The sequence below is a fragment of the Mesorhizobium sp. AD1-1 genome (assembly GCF_020164655.1).
In the GTDB taxonomy this organism is placed as follows: Bacteria; Pseudomonadota; Alphaproteobacteria; order Rhizobiales; family Rhizobiaceae; genus Mesorhizobium; species Mesorhizobium ciceri.
Genome location: NZ_JAIUGP010000003.1, coordinates 455,823 through 472,404, shown reverse-complemented (window position 1 = coordinate 472,404; position 16,582 = coordinate 455,823). Strand labels below are relative to the sequence as shown.

The 16,582-nt window shown below is 62.0% G+C and carries 17 protein-coding genes; 5 read left to right on the top strand and 12 right to left on the bottom strand.

Annotation, left to right across the window (positions count from 1 at the left end; genetic code table 11):
- Positions 1-33 precede the first annotated feature (33 nt).
- Genes LB519_RS08980 through LB519_RS08960 form a run of 5 tightly spaced genes read right to left on the bottom strand, consistent with a single transcriptional unit; the run spans position 34 to position 4,447 of the window.
- The gene (locus tag LB519_RS08980; RefSeq protein WP_050580490.1) at positions 34-870 is read right to left on the bottom strand and encodes an ABC transporter permease; all 837 of its coding nucleotides are present in this window, start codon (positions 868-870) and stop codon (positions 34-36) included.
- A 35-nt stretch (positions 871-905) separates the two neighbouring features.
- On the bottom strand, positions 906-1,694 hold the full coding sequence (locus tag LB519_RS08975) for an ATP-binding cassette domain-containing protein (RefSeq protein ID WP_127366314.1): 789 nt from the start codon (positions 1,692-1,694) through the stop codon (positions 906-908).
- A gap of 57 nt (positions 1,695-1,751) precedes the next feature.
- Positions 1,752-2,195 (bottom strand): hypothetical protein, encoded by a 444-nt coding sequence (locus LB519_RS08970; RefSeq protein ID WP_013532046.1) that lies wholly within the window; start codon positions 2,193-2,195, stop codon positions 1,752-1,754.
- A 29-nt stretch (positions 2,196-2,224) separates the two neighbouring features.
- Entirely contained in the window at positions 2,225-3,196 is a 972-nt protein-coding gene (locus LB519_RS08965) for a YVTN family beta-propeller repeat protein (protein ID WP_013532045.1), read from the bottom strand.
- A 21-nt stretch (positions 3,197-3,217) separates the two neighbouring features.
- Positions 3,218-4,447 carry an ABC transporter substrate-binding protein gene (locus LB519_RS08960; RefSeq protein WP_224619562.1) on the bottom strand — a complete coding sequence of 410 codons (1,230 nt, stop codon included), beginning with the start codon at positions 4,445-4,447 and terminating at the stop codon, positions 3,218-3,220.
- Between the two features lie 250 nt (positions 4,448-4,697).
- Here LB519_RS08960 and LB519_RS08955 point away from each other — a divergent pair, with 250 nt between their 5' ends.
- The 4 genes from LB519_RS08955 to LB519_RS08940 are packed head-to-tail and all read left to right on the top strand — an operon-like array spanning position 4,698 to position 9,064.
- Positions 4,698-6,527, top strand: a complete 1,830-nt coding sequence (locus LB519_RS08955) for a (5-formylfuran-3-yl)methyl phosphate synthase (protein WP_224619560.1) — start codon at positions 4,698-4,700, stop codon at positions 6,525-6,527.
- 3 nt (positions 6,528-6,530) lie between these two features.
- Positions 6,531-7,082 (top strand): flavoprotein, encoded by a 552-nt coding sequence (locus tag LB519_RS08950; RefSeq protein ID WP_224619553.1) that lies wholly within the window; start codon positions 6,531-6,533, stop codon positions 7,080-7,082.
- Positions 7,075-8,469, top strand: coding sequence for a DUF6513 domain-containing protein (locus tag LB519_RS08945; RefSeq protein WP_224619550.1), 1,395 nt, complete (start codon positions 7,075-7,077; stop codon positions 8,467-8,469). The genes LB519_RS08950 and LB519_RS08945 overlap by 8 nt, the downstream gene beginning before the upstream one ends.
- A 4-nt stretch (positions 8,470-8,473) precedes the next feature.
- Positions 8,474-9,064 carry a DUF447 domain-containing protein gene (locus LB519_RS08940; RefSeq protein ID WP_063167853.1) on the top strand — a complete coding sequence of 197 codons (591 nt, stop codon included), beginning with the start codon at positions 8,474-8,476 and terminating at the stop codon, positions 9,062-9,064.
- Positions 9,065-9,084: 20 nt separating this feature from the next.
- Here LB519_RS08940 and LB519_RS08935 read toward each other — a convergent pair whose 3' ends face one another.
- Positions 9,085-10,122, bottom strand: a complete 1,038-nt coding sequence (locus LB519_RS08935; RefSeq protein ID WP_024504387.1) for a hydantoinase/oxoprolinase family protein — start codon at positions 10,120-10,122, stop codon at positions 9,085-9,087.
- Positions 10,123-10,166: 44 nt separating this feature from the next.
- Between LB519_RS08935 and LB519_RS08930 the strand changes: the two genes are divergently transcribed.
- Positions 10,167-10,865 (top strand): HisA/HisF-related TIM barrel protein, encoded by a 699-nt coding sequence (locus LB519_RS08930; RefSeq protein ID WP_063167854.1) that lies wholly within the window; start codon positions 10,167-10,169, stop codon positions 10,863-10,865.
- Between the two features lie 137 nt (positions 10,866-11,002).
- Here LB519_RS08930 and fae read toward each other — a convergent pair whose 3' ends face one another.
- The 6 genes from fae to LB519_RS08900 all read right to left on the bottom strand — a co-directional run bounded on the left by fae (position 11,003) and on the right by LB519_RS08900 (position 16,567).
- A complete protein-coding gene (gene fae, locus LB519_RS08925; protein ID WP_013532036.1) occupies positions 11,003-11,509 on the bottom strand; it encodes a formaldehyde-activating enzyme in 507 nt (168 codons plus the stop codon).
- A gap of 149 nt (positions 11,510-11,658) precedes the next feature.
- Complete coding sequence (locus LB519_RS08920; RefSeq protein WP_318011922.1) at positions 11,659-12,516, bottom strand: triphosphoribosyl-dephospho-CoA synthase; 858 nt, start codon at positions 12,514-12,516, stop codon at positions 11,659-11,661.
- 14 nt (positions 12,517-12,530) lie between these two features.
- Positions 12,531-13,478: a RimK family alpha-L-glutamate ligase gene (locus LB519_RS08915; RefSeq protein WP_063167855.1), complete on the bottom strand. Its 948-nt coding sequence runs from the start codon at positions 13,476-13,478 to the stop codon at positions 12,531-12,533.
- 134 nt (positions 13,479-13,612) lie between these two features.
- Complete coding sequence (gene mch / locus LB519_RS08910) at positions 13,613-14,569, bottom strand: methenyltetrahydromethanopterin cyclohydrolase (RefSeq protein WP_024504391.1); 957 nt, start codon at positions 14,567-14,569, stop codon at positions 13,613-13,615.
- Positions 14,566-15,660, bottom strand: a complete 1,095-nt coding sequence (locus tag LB519_RS08905) for an ATP-grasp domain-containing protein (RefSeq protein ID WP_063167856.1) — start codon at positions 15,658-15,660, stop codon at positions 14,566-14,568. The genes mch and LB519_RS08905 overlap by 4 nt, the downstream gene beginning before the upstream one ends.
- Positions 15,661-15,673: 13 nt before the next feature.
- Entirely contained in the window at positions 15,674-16,567 is an 894-nt protein-coding gene (locus LB519_RS08900; RefSeq protein WP_013532031.1) for an NAD(P)-dependent methylenetetrahydromethanopterin dehydrogenase, read from the bottom strand.
- Between the last annotated feature and the right edge of the window lie 15 nt (positions 16,568-16,582).

The window sequence follows — 16,582 nt, the reverse complement described above, 5'->3', positions numbered from 1 at the left end:
GAACCAGAGTGTGAACAAGTCTCATTCGCGCCATCAGGCGTTTCCTCCCATGTCCTGTTTGCGGATCACCAAACCGCGCGAAGGGTCGTATGCGATGATGGCGCCGCCCAGAAACAGCAGCGTGCAGCCGGCGACGACGCCCAGCGACAGCCATTCGATCTGCCCGTAGAAGGCAAAACGGATCAGTTCGACGGCATAGGTGAACGGGTTGCAGAGGCAGATCTTGTAGAGCAGGGGGCTCGCCTCCTGGATGCGCCACAAGGGATACAGCGCCGGAGACGCGAAATAGCCGGGAAAGATGACGAAGTTCATGATGCCGGCGAAGTTTTCAAGCTGCTTGATCAGCGAAGACAAGAGCATGCCGAGCGCGCAAAGCATCATGCCCGACAGGAACAGTGCCGGCAGAACATAGAGATAGCCGAGTGGCGGCGCTTTGACGCCCCACAACCAGGCAACGATCAGGAACGCGTAGACCTGCACGATCGATACGGCCACACCGGCCAGCATCTTCGACACCAGCAGGAACCAGCGCGGAAACGGGCTGACCAGCAGGATGCGCATGTTGCCCATCTCGCGGTCGTAGACCATCGACAGTGAAGACTGCATGCCGGAAAACAGCAGGATCATGCCGCAAAGGCCCGGCGTGATATAGACCTCGTAGAGCACATAGGTCTTGTAGGGCGGGATGATCGACACGCCAAGCACCTGGCGAAAGCCGGCCGCGAAGATGAACAGCCAGACCAGCGGCCGGACCAGCGAGGAAATGAAGCGTTCGCGCTGGTGCAGGAAGCGCAGGCACTCGCGCAGGACGACGCCTTTCAGGCAAATGAGATAGTGGCGCAGGCCGAATGGCTCGGACCGCACCGGCATGATGCCGGCGACCTTTCCGGGCATCGAAGGAGCGCTCATGGCGACGTCTCCGTCATGCCCGCCGCATCGACGCGGCTGAGCTTCGAAAAGGTTTCGCGAATCGAACTTCCGCCGTTCGCACGGATCACATCCGACACCTTGCCGCTGGCGACCAGGTCACCCCGCCGCAGTATGACGACATGGTCGGCGTCTTCGACTTCGTCGATCAGATGCGTGGCCCAGAGCACGCCGATGCCCTCTGCTTGGACGAGCTTGCGGATGGTGGCGAGGATGCCCGCACGAGATTCGATATCCAGGCCGACGGTCGCCTCGTCAAGCAGGAGCAGGGAAGGTCGGTGCAGCAGCGCCCTGGCGATTTCGATGCGCCGCATCTGACCGCCGGAGAGGCTGCGTGCCTTGTCATGCTGGCGGCCCTGCATGTCGACCGTTTCCAGCAGCGCGGCAATGCGCTGGCGAGCTTCGCGTCCGCCAATGCCATGCAGCGAGGCATGGTAGGAGAGATTCTGGTAGACGCTGAGGTCGAGATCGAGCGTGCGTGCCTGGAACACGATGCCGACCCGTCTGAGTGCTTCGCCGGACGCGCGGCGAATGTCATGGCTGAAGATGCGGATCGATCCGTGACGCGTGTCGTAGAGGTGGCTTATCAGTGAGAACAGCGTCGTCTTGCCGGCCCCGTTGAGGCCGAGCAGAACGGTGAAAGTCGCCGGCGCGATCGAGAAGGAGACGTCGTTGAGCGCCCGCTTCTGGCCGTAGGAATGGCTGACGGCTCGGACATCGAGCGCCACCACCTCGTCTCCCGGTCCGCTTGTCCTCATATGTTGCATGCCGGATCGCTCCTCCAGGACGCGTTGGCCTATTGGCGCCCCTGATCGCCTTTTGTCTTACTTGATCGTAATCTTGCCCTTCAGTCCCTTGTCGGCAAGGTCGGGAACCGACCAGGTATATTCGCCCGGGCGAACGGTATGGAACTGCACCTGGATCGTTCCCGCGTCGTCGAATTCCAGCCAGGCCGGTCCGCCGTCCATATGCACTTCCAAATCGTTGATGACGATCTGGTCCATCCAGACATTGCGGAAGAGATCGGTCACGAACTTGTACTCGAAACCGCCCTTGGACGTGATCTTCCAGCGATAGCCCTGGCCGGCGATCAGCTCGAAGTCCTTCTGATTGACCGCATAGGTGGAATCGGCCGAACCGATAATCAATTCCGGCAGGTTCTTGCTGGCACGCGACGGTTTTGACGTCGCATCGTCGGCGTTTGCTACGATCGGAGCAAGGACAAATCCGGCGAGCGCGGCGAAGAAAAACCTACGGCAAAGTTTCATGTCTTGAGCCTCCCGATGATCAATGTCTGCTATTTGGGCGAAATGACCACACCCCAGGGCTGCTGGCCCACAGTGAGCGATTGGACCGGCTCGTCGGTGGCCGTGTCGATGAAGGTGATATCGTTGGAATTGCCATTCGTGGTGATCAGCGTTTTCTGGTCGGGCGTGAAGGCCAGATGCCAGACGCGCTGGCCGACGAGGATGTATTTTTCCACCTCATAAGTGTCGGTATTGATCACCGCGACATGGTTCGCCGGGCCGAGCGCGACATAGGCTTTCTTGCCATCGGCGCTGATGGCGATGCCTACCGGCTGGATGGTTTCGGCCCGCAGTCCCTGAATCGCGAACTGGATCTTCTTCACCACTTCGCGTTTGGCGTTGTCGATGACGCTGACGGTGCCGCCGACCTCGGCGCTGACCCAGACCTGCGAGCCGTCGGGCTTGAATTCGGCGAAGCGAGGGCGCGTGTCGACCAGCACATTGTCCGTCACCTCATGCGTGCCGGTGTCGATGAAATGCGCCATGCTGGTGGTTTCCGAGGTGTTGACCATGGTCTTGCCGTCGGGGCTGACACCCATGCCTTCCGGCTCCACGCCGACTGGTATCTCGGCCAGGACCTGCTTGCTTTCGACGTCGATGGCGGTGACGAGATTGTCGTCCTCATTGGCGACATAAAGCGTCTTGCCGTCGGGCGAGAGGACGAACAATTCGGGATCGGGGCCGGATGGCAGCGTACCGACGATTTCAAGTGTCGCGGTGTCGATGATTTGGATCGTGTCGTCATCGCTGGCGCATAGATAGACGAATTTGCCGTCATGCGAGATGGTGATGCCGCGAGGTCTCTGGCCGACTTCGACGGTCTTCACCACCTGCATCGTCGCCGTGTCGACGACGGTCATCGTGTTGTCCTTCTCGTTGGACACGTAAGCCGTATAGGCCGATGCCGGGCTGGCCGTGAAGCCGGCCGCGAGAATAGCGAATGCGCAAGCTCGTTTCTGCACGCAAATTCCTCCCGATTGACTCTACTTGAGAGCGCATTTCGTTTCCGGCTGATCGACACCGAGAGTGTCGAGTTCGGAGACCTGGTGAAGATAGCCCTCCTGTGGCGATGTCGAGACGACCGACTTGGTATCGCCAAGCAAGATCGGCTGGCGAAGCTGGAGGTTCCATTTGCGGAAGGTCAGCTTCTGCCCCTTGAAAGCAGCAACCGAAAAATCGTCAGAGCGTATATAGTCGCTGATCTTTTTCGCATCGTCGCCCTTGGTGCGCGTGGTGGCCTCGCCGACCGCACGCACCGCGGTCCAGGCCGACATGTCTTTGGAGAGCATCCGCCGGCTCGTCGTCTTCAGGAAGCGGCTCTGCATCTGGATGCCGCCCCATTGTTCGCTGGCGGGATGCCATGACGATGCAACCAGACCGGCCGTGCCGGCGACCAGCCGCGGCGTCCAGGTGCGGTAGGGCACGTAGGTGCCGAAAACCTCGCTTTCGTCGGCGACAAGCACCACGTCGTGCTCCGGCAGGTCTTGCGTGAACACGGAAATCTGCTGCTGTATCTGCGTGGCGCCGGTGTCGGTGCGCCTGGCTGTGCCGGTATCCTTGAATTCCTTCTCGGCGACGATCTGGCCGCCGAAGCGGGTTGCCGCGCGGCGCAGCGCATCGGCGTAGAGATGGTCCTGCTCATGCGATCCATAGAGCAGCACCCAATTCGGCCACTTCTTCACCATGAGATACTGCGCCAGCGCGTCGGCCAGCATGCTGCGCGTCGGCGCGATATGGAAAACGTTGATGCGGCAGTCCTCCTCGCGAAGGCTGTCGTCGGTGGCGCCGACGTTGAAGATCAGCACACCTTTGTCGCGGGCGATGTCGGCGATCGACAGCAATTGTTTGGCTGAAAGATCGGCGACCACATAGCGGTCGCCCTTGGCGATCATGCCTTCGAATGCCTGAACCGCGTCGCCGTCGGGCTTGACCTCGGTCACGTCGAGGCTGAATTTCTGGTTGGTGAACTTTCCCGTCGTGTTGTTGTCGCCGATCGCCACCTCGGCACCGGCGACACCTTCGTCACGTGGCGGCAGGTCGAGCATGGAAAGCGTCAATTGAGGTTCGTAGGCCCGCAAATAGCCTATCTTGATTTCAGTTATCTTTTTTTCCGGCTTCGCCACCGTTTCCTGGCCTGTCGCGTCGGAAACGTTGACGGTCAGGGAAAAAAAGCACAAAAAGGCAGCGAGAGTGCCTGGCACCGCGCTCGTCATCGATAGTAATTACCCATTCTTGCGCAGAGGTTCGACGGTTGCCGGACCCGCGCCAAGTCAAGGTGCCCATGATCAACTTAGCCGACCCGCAAAATTTATCAAACCCTATAGGACGACTTTTCGCGCCTGCCAGAACGGTGCGGAAGGTCGCCAGCGTCGATTCGCATGGCAACACCGGCGAGACGTGGCGCAGGGGGATCGACCGCCTCTATAAAAGCGTCTTGTCCTCCAAACTGGAGAAACTGTTCAAATGACCAGAATGCTGGCAAGCGTCACCGGCATCGAAGAGGCGGAGATCGCTCTTTCTGGAGGTGTCGATATCGTCGACCTGAAGGACCCGAAGGCGGGAGCCCTGGGCGCGGTGTCCATGGAAACCATGCTCCGAACGATCTCTTTCATCGCGGGTCGGGCTCCGGTCAGCGCTGTCTGCGGCGACCTGCCGATGGAACCCGAAACGATCCGCATCAAGGCCGAAGAGATCGCGGCGACCGGCGTCGACTATGTGAAGATCGGATTTTTTCCTTCGGCAAATATCTCTGCCTGCGCACAGGCGCTTGAACCGCTCGCCGCACGAACGAAGCTGATTGCCGTGCTGTTTGCCGATCTGGCGCCGGACTTCGAGCTTCTGCCGATGTTCGCCAGGCATCGCTTCCACGGCGTGATGGTTGATACCGCGCAAAAGGGGAAGGGCCGGCTGCTCGATCATCTGCCGCCGGAGCGTATTCCGGGATTCGTCGATCGAACGAAATCGCTCGGTCTGATGGTCGGCCTGAGTGGATCGCTGGAAGCTCCGGATATTCCGCGCCTATTGCCTTTCGCTCCCGATTTTCTCGGCTTTCGGGGGGCGCTGTGTGGCCATTCCGGTCGCACGAGTTCGATCAGCGCCGAGGCGGTCTCGCAGATTCGCGAGTTGATTCCAGCGGAATCCGGGACCGGCGATCAATCGAGTATCGACTATCGCCTGTTGGCAGCGAGAGGCTATTCGCCGGACACCGACCCGACACTGGGCACGGACAGGATTTTTGTGCGGGATTTTGTTCTGCCGGTCCAGATCGGTGCCTACAGCTTCGAGCATGGCCATACTCAAAAAGTGCGCTTTGATGTGATCGCCGACGTGCTGCAAATCACCGACCATCCCGAGGACATGCGCCATGTGTTCTCCTACGACATCATCATGGACGGCATTCGCACCATCATCGCGCGGGGCCATATCCAGCTCAGCGAGGCTTTGGCCGAGCAGGTGGCAGCGCACGTGCTGGAGAACCAGCGTGTCGTGCGCGTCACGGTTAGGGTGGAAAAGCTCGAGCTCGGCCCTGGCGGCGTCGGCGTTGAGATCGAACGCAAGCGCCAATCGGCGGGACGCGGTGCTGCCTCCGGCATTGCTGGCCGAAAAGACCGAAGCGTTGTTTTCCGGCCGCGCCAGGAGCGCCCCGAAATGCTTCGACGGGCCATCGTCAAGCTTGGCGGCAGCACGGCCCATGCGGCGGAGATGAAGAGCTGGATCGCAGCGCTGGCGGGTTCCAGGCTGCCGATCGTCATCGTGCCCGGCGGCGGGCTCTTTGCCGATCATGTGCGCGAGACGCAGACCAGCATGGATTTTTCCGACACCGCCGCTCATGCCATGGCGATCCTGGCCATGGAGCAGTTCGGCCATGTCATCCTCGACCGGGACGAAAGGCTGGCGCCGGCACGGTCGCTGGACGAGATCGGGCGAGTGTTGGAGGCGGGGAAGGTTCCGGTGTGGCTGCCGTCGTCACTGGCACTGGCGGCGCTGGATGTTCCGGCCTCCTGGGACATTACCTCCGATTCTCTGGCTGCCTGGCTTGCCGGCAAGCTTGGCGCAAACGCGCTGTTGCTTGTCAAGCAGACCGGTGCATTCTTCGACAGCGATACCGCTGACAGCCTGAGGGCCCGAGGCATTGTCGACCCAGGCTTTGCCGCCATGCTGCCCGACGGCATCGATTTCCATCTCGCCGGTCCGAAGGATGCTGCCGGGGCCGGCGCGATGCTCGCGTCGGGCAAGCTGCCCGGCATCCGGATAGTGGCTTCAACAGGGTCGTCGGCAAAGAAGGCGGGATAGCCGATGGTGAAGCTGCATGTGCCGCGCTGGGCGTGGGTTTTGACGGGTTCCGGGCATTTTTTTACGGAGAGCTTCGCACTTGTTCGCCAGCTCGAACATTGCGATGTCTTCGTGTCTAAGGCCGCCAACGAAGTCCTGCGCATGTACAAGCTTAAATTTGATTTCCCGGAGACGACGCGCGTGCTGCACGACAAGACCGCAAGCGCGATCCCGGTCGGCGAATTCTACCACGGTGTCTATCACACGGTCGTGGTGGCGCCGGCCACTTCCAACACGGTCGCCAAATGCGTGCATGGCATTTCCGACACGCTCGCTACCAATGTCTTTGCTCAAGCGGGAAAGTGCCGTGTGCCAGCCATCGTCTTTGCTTGCGACACCGCGCCGGAACTCGAAACCCAGGCACCGCACGGGCTGGTCAAGGTCTATCCGCGCAGGATCGACCTGGAAAATACCAAACAGTTGAAGAGTTTCGAGCGGACCCTGGTGGTCGAGTCGCTCGCTGATCTCGAAGCCTCGCTCACACGGCGCCAGGCCGAACTCGCAAGCGATGGCTGAGCGGCTGGTTTTTCTTACCGGCCATCTGGCCAAGGCGCGGCTGGAACGGCTGCTGACCGGGCTGGGCAGAACCGAATTCGCGTGGGAAATCGTCGACGTCGGCGTCAAGGTCGCCGCGCTGATGAGCGAGGACATCGTGAAGCGTCGGCTCACTCTGACAGGAGACGTCGACCGCGTCATCCTGCCCGGACGCTATCGGGGAAACATCGAACACCTGTCGGAGCATTTCGGCGTGCCCTTTGTGCGCGGCCCCGACGAGATCGCCGACCTTCCGGCCTTCCTTGGCCGGGCGGGCAAACCGCCGGATCTGACGCGTCACGATATGCGCATCTTCGCCGAGATCGTCGATGCGCCGATGCTGTCGGTCGAGGCCCTGATGGCGAGGGCCTCGATGCTGGCTGCGGCCGGCGCCGATGTCATCGATCTGGGCTGCCTGCCGGAGACGCCGTTTCCGTTGCTGGCTGAGGCAGTGCGGGCACTCAAGGCACAGGGGTTTGTGGTCAGCGTCGATTCGGCCAGCGCAGATGAACTGTCGATCGGTGCGCACGCCGGCGCGGACTATCTTCTCAGCCTCGATGAGAACACGCTGCCGTTGATCTTCGACCATCGGGCTACGGCAGTGTTGATACCCTCCATCCCCGGCGATCTGGATTCGCTCGGCCGGGCGATTACCGCGGCACAAAAGGCCGGCGTCGCCTTCATTGCCGATCCCGTGCTCGACCCGATCCATTTCGGCTTCGCCGTTTCACTCGGGCGCTTCATCGAGGCGCGGCGCCGTTGGCCGGACATCGAATTGCTGATGGGCACCGGCAATCTCACCGAATTGACCGACGCCGACAGTTCCGGCGTTACAGCCGTTCTAGCGGGGCTCTGCTCGGAACTCCGGATCCGGAACGTGCTGGCGGTGCATGTCAGCCCACACACGGTGCGCACGATCGAGGAGCACGATATCGCCCGCCGCGTCATGTTGGCTGCTTGCATGGACGGCGCGTTGCCGCGCGGCTATCACCCAGGCCTGTTGCAGGTCCACGATCGCAAGCCTTTCACAGCCTCAACCGACGATATCGAGGCATTGGCGGCCCAGGTGCGCGATGCCAACTTCCGGATCGCGGTAGCGGAGGACGGCATCCATGTTTTCAATAGCAAAGGGCATGCGGTTGCCACGGATGCGTTCGAACTTTTTGCCTGGCTGGACGTCAACGCCGACGGCGCACACGCTTTTTACCTCGGCGCGGAACTGATGAAGGCGGAGATCGCGTGGCGGCTCGGCAAGCGTTATGTGCAGGACGAGCCGCTCGCATGGGGCGTTGCCGCGCCGGCACCCGAAACCGACCGTACCCGTCTTGCCGAGCCGGGCAAGACGCTCCGCGCAAGGAAAGAGCGCTAGGACCATGCCCTACATTCGCGAATCGATCATCACGACGGTCAATAAGGCAGGCAACGTCCACATCGCGCCGATTGGCATCATTGCCGAGAATGACGGTTGGGTTATCGCGCCGTTCCGGCCGTCGGTCACGCTCGACAATCTCGCCGAAGTGCCGTTCGCCATCGCCAATTATACTGACGACGCGCGTGTCTTTGCCGGCTGCCTGACAGGCCGCAAGCATTGGCCAACCGTTCCGGTTGACGGGTTCCCGGTGCCGAGGCTCGAGGCGGCGCTGGCGTATTCGGGCCTCGAAGTCCGGGCGGTCGATGACAATGGTGTGCGCCCCCGCCATTTCTGCCGCGTGGTGCGGGAGGAAACGCTCGCGCCGTTCACCGGCCTCAACCGAGCCAAGGCGGCGGTGCTTGAGCTGGCCATCCTGGTCAGCCGGCTCGGCATGCTGCCGCGCAACAAGATCGAGGCGGAAATCGCCTACCTTTCGATCGCCATCGAAAAGACGGCAGGCGACGGTGAAAAGGAAGCCTGGGGCTGGCTGATGCAGCGTGTCAGCGATCACTTGACCGCCAAAGGTTCGGATAGCGAGGACTCGCGAGCATAGGCGCGAGCGCCGCAACCTGCTTACGAAGGATATCCCGCCAAAAGCGCCACTGCGGACGCAGGTGCCGCGCTGCTCGCTTGCCCGCGAACAGTGTCATCGGCGGGGATGATGTCGGCGAAATCGACGTAACTGCGTTCCATGCGTTCGGCCAGCCGCCTGATCTGCCAGCGACCGCTTCCGGCGCCGACGATCGGGACATCCCGAGACAGGGTTCCGGCAACCAGCGCCGCTGCATCGTGCACTTTGCGCAGTTGCTGCTCGCTGAACCAGCGCGCGACTTCACCCCATTCCGGCGGGGTGAGGTCGGTGGCGTCGCGCCCCACCATGCGCGCCAGCCGCGCGATCGAGCCGTCCACAGTCTTTTCCTTGCCGTCGGCGGGAGGGTGCCTGTCGTCGTCCTCGTCGAGCACGCCCAGGATGCGGTGAGCGTCGGCGATCGAGGCGAAATATTCGTTCATCAGCGGCGTTAGCCTGCCATGGACGGGAGCCGACGAGGCTACGCCGAACAGGAATGTCCTGGTAAAGCCGGTATAGACCAATTCGCCGGTTAGAAGCCGTCCGGCATCGGTGTAGCCGTCATTGGCCACGGCGCCGTTCTTGATGGCGATAATATCGGTGGTGGTGGAGCCCATGTCGACGAACAGGGCATCGCCGGCGAGTTTTGCCACCAACAAGGCTGTCGCGTGCCAATTGGCGGAAGCCACATCGGCGGTCAGCTGCGCTGCCCGCTCGACTCCGACGAAACCGGATGGTCCGGCATAGACCAGCTTTTTGTCTGCGGGGAAATGGGTGGAAATCTGACCCAGCAGAGCCGCCACGCCGGCATCGCGGGACGGAAAGATGTCCGACAGTTCGCCCGTCATGGTGAATGCGTTGAGATCCGCACCCGCGTAGATCGGAGCCGTTTCGTCGAGGGCTGAAGCCAGCTTGTCCAACCCTTGCCAGAGCGGCGTTGCGATCGTTACCGCCTCGACGATGCGACCGTCTTGTGCGCGGGTCACCTTCAGATGCGCGCCGCCAATGTCGAAACCGGCAATGATGCCCTTTCTTTTTTCCACGCTTCAAGCTTTCATGACGGGGGCAATTGGTCGGTGAAAAAGCGTTGCGTATCATTCCGGTTCTCGACCTGAAAGACGGCGTGGTGGTTCGCGCCCAGCAGGGAAAACGCGATCGCTACAGGCCGATCGTTACGCCGCTCAGCCGAAGCCCTGATGTGGTCGCGGTCGCTGAAGGACTGCGTGGGCTTTATCCTTTTTCCACCTTCTACATCGCAGATCTGGACGCTATCGAAGGCGGAGCGCCAAACAGCGACGCACTCGCCCGGCTGAGGACGATGGCGGAGCCGCCGGAACTTTGGGTCGATGCCGGCGTGGCCGACGAAAAGACACTTTTGGCGGCGCTTGCCGAACGCTCGCTGTCTCCTGTTCTGGGCTCTGAATCGCAGCGAGACGACATGTTGCTGCGGCGTTTTCGCGATCATCCCGATCTCATCCTGTCCCTTGATTTCGTCGGCGATAGTTTTTGCGGGCCGCGTTCTCTTCTCGATGAGCCCGAGCTTTGGCCGCAAAAGGTGATTGTCATGACGCTGGCCAAGGTCGGTGCGGCCGCCGGTCCCGACTTCGGGCGGTTGCAGGAGGTCAAGGCCAAGGCCGGAAATCGCGCTGTCATTGCGGCCGGCGGTGTCCGCGACGAGAACGACATCAGGGCCTTGTCCGCCATGGGCGTCGCCGCGGCACTGGTCGCAACCTCATTGCACAACGCTACGCTCACGCCCGGCCACCTCGCGTCACTCGGCGCCTGATCGTCGTTGCTCGTCAGCTCCCGAAGGGCGTGCGCCCTTCGGGAGCTGACGTTTCAAAAGCCCAGAACCTTTTTCAGCCGGCGCAACAGACCATCCGTCTCAGAAGAGGGTTTTTCCTGTGCGGGGCTGTCTCTTGTCTAGGCTGCGAACGGATGCTTGACCTTGTCGCGCTGGGCCGTTGCTTCGGCGGCGGTCGGGGTTCCTGCAACGGCGCGCTGGATGGCTTCCTTTGTCGCCTCGTAATTGTATTTCTGGATCTTGGCGTCGTCCGCCGCGTCCCAATGGATGAATACCCCGACGCAGATGAACACGTCGTCTGCTTCGTTGGCCGGAATGGTCCCGTCCGCAACGCTGTCCTGCACGGCCTTTGCCACGGCGTGCTGCGCCGGGCCGAACATCTGGACCGCCTGTTTGGCACCCTTGATCGTGACCTTGTTGAACATCACGGTGTTGGGTTTGCATTGAAGATTGGGCGCGATCACCGCCAAAAGCGAAGTAAAGCCGTCCTTGTTGTTGGTAAGCGCGTTGCAAAATGCCGTTTCGACCGCGCTCCCCCGCGGGCCGATGAGCAGGTCGACATGCGCGACTTCGTTGCCGTCTCCCACCAGCGATTCACCGACCATAACCTTTGATATTTTTGCCATGCCAATTTCCTCCAAGACACAATTATGATGTCCACGGACGCTGCAACCGAGCAGGCGCTCGATGGACAGCTATCCTTGTTGGCAGCGTCCGGATTTGCCCGGACCGGTTGGCTAGATAGCCGCGGAAGCACAGCTTCCGCTTTTGGAAGTCAAGCACCAACGCCGCGATTATGCAAGGTGAGGGCGAGGGTGTGGACTAAAAGAGTAGCCACGGTGAGGTCGGCCGAGGTGCCGGGGTTGATGTTGTCGGCCTTCAGCCGGCGGTCGAACTCCATGAGCAGACGAATGCGCGACGGTTCGTCGCCCTCGGCATGGAGCGCCGCCTGAACGGCAACGGCTTCCTGCCGCGCCTGATTTGCGACGTGAACGCCGTGCTTGCGCATCACATGGCTGTCGGGGAAGCCGGCGAGAAACGCCATGTAGACGAACACCGTCGGCCACATGCCGTCTTCTTCACGTGCCAACGCTCCATCCAGCGCGGCGAGCCCGACCCCGAACACGTCGCCGAAACAGTTGCTGTACTGGCGAGCGATCATGTCGCGGTCGGCAGCCTCCCTCATCGCGTCCAGCAAATGGACCTTCGGCTCCTGCCGCACATCGTTGGCGGCTTCTCCGAGGCCGCCTGGCGCGGCCGTGACGATCGCCTCGAATACCGCCTTGGTATCCTGCACGCTCAAAGCCCGAAGCAGCGAATCGAGATTGTCACGCAGTCTGTCACCGCCCATTTCGGCGGCGCATATCAGAGGCCCTGCCAGAAGGATGATTCCGAGATTGGTATTGGTTGCGACCGCCAGTCGTGTCGCGCGCACCGCCTCCAGCATCCGCTGCCCGACCGGCAGACGAGGATCGGTCAGCGGCCCGGAGGAAACCTCCGCACTTGTCATGAACTGGGCGGCGGACATGCCGTGTCCGTCGGCGAACAGATGGACGTTGCCCGGCTTTAGGGCTTCGATCTCCATCCTGCAGGCATTCTTATAGCTGGCCCGGAGGCGTTCACGCGAAAGCACCACCTTGCCCGCCCTCACGAATTCGCAGGCGCGGCAAAACGGTAGGGCCGCGGTGCGGCGGCCGCCTCGGCGCGGTCGGCCAGAAGTTTCAGCAAGGCATCGGCGATTGCTTCGGCGATGTTCACGGCGACCACCGACTGCAATCCCGACCATGCGGGCATGCTGTTCACTTCGAGTATGAACAGATTGCCGTCGTCAGCCCGCACGATGTCCACGCCGGCAAAATCCGCGCCGACCGCGGCTGACGCAGCGACGGCCAGCGATGCCAGTTCCGCCTTGCCATGTTCGGAAACCTGTTCCGGCACGCCACCCCGGTTGACGTTCGTGATCCAGTCGTCGCTGATGCGGCTCATCATCGCCACGGTCTCTCCGGCGCAGACAAACACGCGGAAATCCCGGAAAGGCGGACCGGCACGCGACACATATTGCTGAAGGTAGTAGACGCTGTTCACCTCTTCTGCGGCCGGCAGGTCCGAGAACGTGCGGATCAGCTTTATGCCGCGGCCTTGCGCCCCGAACAATGGTTTCAGCACCAGCGGTCCCCGCGGAAGCTCTTGCGCCGCGACCTCCTCGGCGACGGCAAGTCCTTCTACGGCAAAGGTGCGTGGCGTAGGCAGGCCGGCATTTTTCAGGAGGAATGTCGTCATCGACTTGTCGACGCAGCGCTCGATCGCCTGCGCGGAATTCCATACGGGAACCGACAGTCTGCTTAACGCGTGCAGCACCCCGAGGCGCCGGGTAACCGCTTCGAACGATCCGGCGGCGATCGAACGGACGAGCACGGCGTCGGGCAGCGTGCCGCCGAAGCCGGGGATCGCAAGTCCGCTCGGGCTGCTGGTATCGAATGCGATCGCCGCCAGCGGCACGGCTGTAACGGCGGCGCCCCCCCGACCAAGTCCTGCCGCCAGGCCGTTGGAGCCGGTGTCCACTTTGTCGCTGACGATCAGGATGCGAGGGATCATGTGGCCTCTCGGGTGCGGGAATGTCGGCGGCGCGAGCGATTCCAGGCCCTCATGGCAGCGTCCGCGGCAGGGCTGCACGGAAGGCAGTCGCCGGGCGGGCGAATGACAGACGAATCCCTTTGCACCGCCATGCCCTAGCCGAGACTCCGTTCGAGCATCTTCAGATCACGCCGACCGGCGCGAAAAGTATCGCCGGTTTCGATCGCTGTCACGATCACTTCAGCCGGGCTGAACAGCAACGGGTCGATGGCATAGAAATCGCCCTTGAACCGCGTGAATATCTCGGCGAAGGGTTGGCCGTAGTCCCGTGAGGCGCTGCTGGGAAGTTTTTCCGCGAGTTTGCCAGCCTCCTTCGCCGATCCTTTGACGAAGAGCTGGACGCTGCCGCCATAGATGATGGCATCGTTGGTTCGGCCCATAGCGGTCAGGAAATCCGGATGGGGGGCGGGGATCGGCGCCGTTCCGATGCCGTCGACAACGTTTTCCAGCGGGAATTTGAGATCGTTGATCTTGTGCAGGGCAACCTCGAGCGCGCGCGCCACGATCTGCACGCCGCCGGCAAGGCTTTGTGTCGGCGCATAGAGGAAGGTGAGCTTTTCCGTCGCCAGTCCAGTTGCCTTGCTCACTTTCTCAACGGTCGCGCGGGGAGGCGGTTCGGCCGTCTCAAGGATAAGCACCGCGGAAGATGCGATGTCGTGATAGGAAAGTGTTTCGAACAGCGGTTCGACCCGGGCGAGGGCCCGCGCAGGCCCAGATCCCATCGCAAAATAGTCCTGGCCAGACAGGTTCCAGCCCGCATACTGGCTGCCCAGGCAGGCCAGCACCGGCTGCGAAGATCGCGCTTCGACGGTGAACGGCCATTGCTGTGACGCGCGATCCATGAACACCGAAACGCTGCCGAGACCGCCCATCGCAGCCTCAGCCATGCGCATCCCGGCCTCGACGCTGCCGACGGTCTTGGCGCCGGCATCGATCAGGCGCTCGCCCAATGGCCCCCTGGAAACGACGATACGCAGGCGTTCGGCGTCGCCGATCATGCCGTCAACGATGCGCTGTGCATTGTCGTTCAGGAATGCCGAACCGTCTTTCATGTCCGGTCTCCTTCCCATTGGAGTTGCAATTGGCTGGCTTGTCCCTTGATGAGCCGCTTGGTCGATTGGGCGCTCGGACCGCGCGCGAAGACCGTGCAGACAGGGTCGCCGGCAATCAGACGGGTGCCAGCCGACTGTTGGTCCGCTGTCCATTCAGGCCAGGCAATCGACGGAAAGTGAGTGATTGGCGTCGCGGCGTAGGTCACCATCGACGCCATCGAATCGACGAAGCGCGGCAAGCGGAAGACCTGACCCGTCGCGGCGCGCAGATGCGCTTCGATCAATGGCGCGTCAACATCGTCGAAAATGTCGAGGGTGGCGCCCGGCCTCGGATTGATCTCGATGAACGTGTAGCCATCTGGTCCACGGATCAGATCGGCGCTGCACAATCCAAGCAGGCCGGCGCGCCGCGTCAGACTTGAGAGCCAGCCGCCGATGACCGCCGCCTGTCTGCGATCGAAGCGTCTCAACCGTACGGCGCCGCCGTAGCGATAGGGCGCTGTGGGGGCGGGAGACGTCCATTGGTGGCTGAAACCCACGAGGTGCGCGGTTTGACCATTGCCGACGAACAGGGCCGAGATGCTGCGACCGGCAACGAAGCGCTGGAAGTAGCGGCCGGCGGTCGGGCTTTCTCCGGCTGCTCGTCTGACGTGTCCGCCGCCGGCGCCGCCCGCGGTCTTGACCACCCAGTTCTCCGGGTCAGGCGGCTGGTCCCATCGCAGTTGCGGATGCGGGATGCCGAGTTCGGCACAATCATCGGCCAGCAACTGCGGATCCTTGATCCTGCGGATCGCGGCGCCGCCATTGCCGGCGAGCCGAAAGTGTCGCGCGATTTTGTCCACGGTCTCAGGCATCCGCTCAAACCCTGAGCCCAGGACAATGGCGGCCGGCAGGTCGTCGCCAGCCAATCGCCGAAGCGTGTCGATGATGCGCTCGCCGTCGATGCCTCCTTGCAGGTCGCCTGGCAGCATTGTCGCGCGTTCTGCGAGCGCGACGGTGTCCGTATCGCAAAAGAAATCGGCGACCAGCGGACGATAGCCGGCGCGACGCGCGGCGGCGGCCAGCCCCCGGCCTGAAATTGCCGCGATCAAAAGAGATCCGGCGTTACTTGGCAATCTCGCGTGCAAGGGAAAACGCTTCCTGAAAACCGAGCGTGATCGTCTTTTCGGATTCGATCATTCTTTTGAAGAGACCGAATTCGACCTTATATTTGACATTGCCGATGGCAAGCGGACCAATGCCGACAGCTTTTGCCGCATCGAGTGGATCACCATTGGCATTGACGGCCAATCCTTCGATGCCGGCCGGGGGAACGGCATTGACGTCGGCCGCAATAAGCAGGTCATTGCCTTTCAATTGGGCTTTGGAGACCACCTGGACGCCAGCTTTGGCGCAAGCCAGGATAATTTCGTTGGCTTCGACCAGCTTTGTCTTGCGGGCGTCGCTCGATCCGTCAGCCGCATCGACGGTGAGGTGGAACCTGCTTTCGATCTCGGCCGCGATCTGCTTGACCCGTTCGATGCCGTCATGGCCGACAAGTGTGACCCGGGCACCTTCCCCTGCCGCGATGACGGCGGTGCAGAAGCCGACGACGCCGGTGGCGCCGAAAACAGCCACTCTCGTATCCCTGAGCGCACGCTGGAATTTCTTCTCCAGCGCCTTTTCGACCTTGGCCACCATCGCCGCGGCTGTGGTGAACGAGCCGGCTGGATCGGCAAATACCGAAACCTGGAAAGGCGGCACCATCGCCTTCTTCGCGGCGTCGAACATGTCGAGCGCCAACGAGGCATCCTTCCCGGCGATGAAGATGCCGGTGTCGACACCCGCATCCGGCGGGCGTGAAAAGATCGCGTCCTGGACCAGTCCTGTCACTTCGGCCAAGCCCACATCGACATAGGGGACGACGGCGTCGAAACCTGCGTCGAGCGCCATGTTCACGTCGAAGGGGCTCATCTGCTTCAACGGTGTCAGCATGTGCAGGATGTGTTTGCGGGCCATTTCTTGCCTTTCTGC

Excerpts from the sequence above, each read along its gene's own strand:
- LB519_RS08980 (WP_050580490.1), bottom strand. The coding sequence starts at position 870 with ATGCCGGTGCGGTCCGAGCCATTCGGCCTGCGCCACTATCTCATTTGC.
- LB519_RS08975 (WP_127366314.1), bottom strand. The coding sequence starts at position 1,694 with ATGCAACATATGAGGACAAGCGGACCGGGAGACGAGGTGGTGGCGCTC.
- LB519_RS08970 (WP_013532046.1), bottom strand. The coding sequence starts at position 2,195 with ATGAAACTTTGCCGTAGGTTTTTCTTCGCCGCGCTCGCCGGATTTGTC.
- LB519_RS08960 (WP_224619562.1), bottom strand. The coding sequence starts at position 4,447 with ATGACGAGCGCGGTGCCAGGCACTCTCGCTGCCTTTTTGTGCTTTTTT.
- LB519_RS08955 (WP_224619560.1), top strand. The coding sequence starts at position 4,698 with ATGACCAGAATGCTGGCAAGCGTCACCGGCATCGAAGAGGCGGAGATC.
- LB519_RS08950 (WP_224619553.1), top strand. The coding sequence starts at position 6,531 with ATGGTGAAGCTGCATGTGCCGCGCTGGGCGTGGGTTTTGACGGGTTCC.
- LB519_RS08945 (WP_224619550.1), top strand. The coding sequence starts at position 7,075 with ATGGCTGAGCGGCTGGTTTTTCTTACCGGCCATCTGGCCAAGGCGCGG.
- LB519_RS08940 (WP_063167853.1), top strand. The coding sequence starts at position 8,474 with ATGCCCTACATTCGCGAATCGATCATCACGACGGTCAATAAGGCAGGC.
- fae (WP_013532036.1), bottom strand. The coding sequence starts at position 11,509 with ATGGCAAAAATATCAAAGGTTATGGTCGGTGAATCGCTGGTGGGAGAC.
- LB519_RS08915 (WP_063167855.1), bottom strand. The coding sequence starts at position 13,478 with ATGATCCCTCGCATCCTGATCGTCAGCGACAAAGTGGACACCGGCTCC.
- mch (WP_024504391.1), bottom strand. The coding sequence starts at position 14,569 with ATGAAAGACGGTTCGGCATTCCTGAACGACAATGCACAGCGCATCGTT.
- LB519_RS08900 (WP_013532031.1), bottom strand. The coding sequence starts at position 16,567 with ATGGCCCGCAAACACATCCTGCACATGCTGACACCGTTGAAGCAGATG.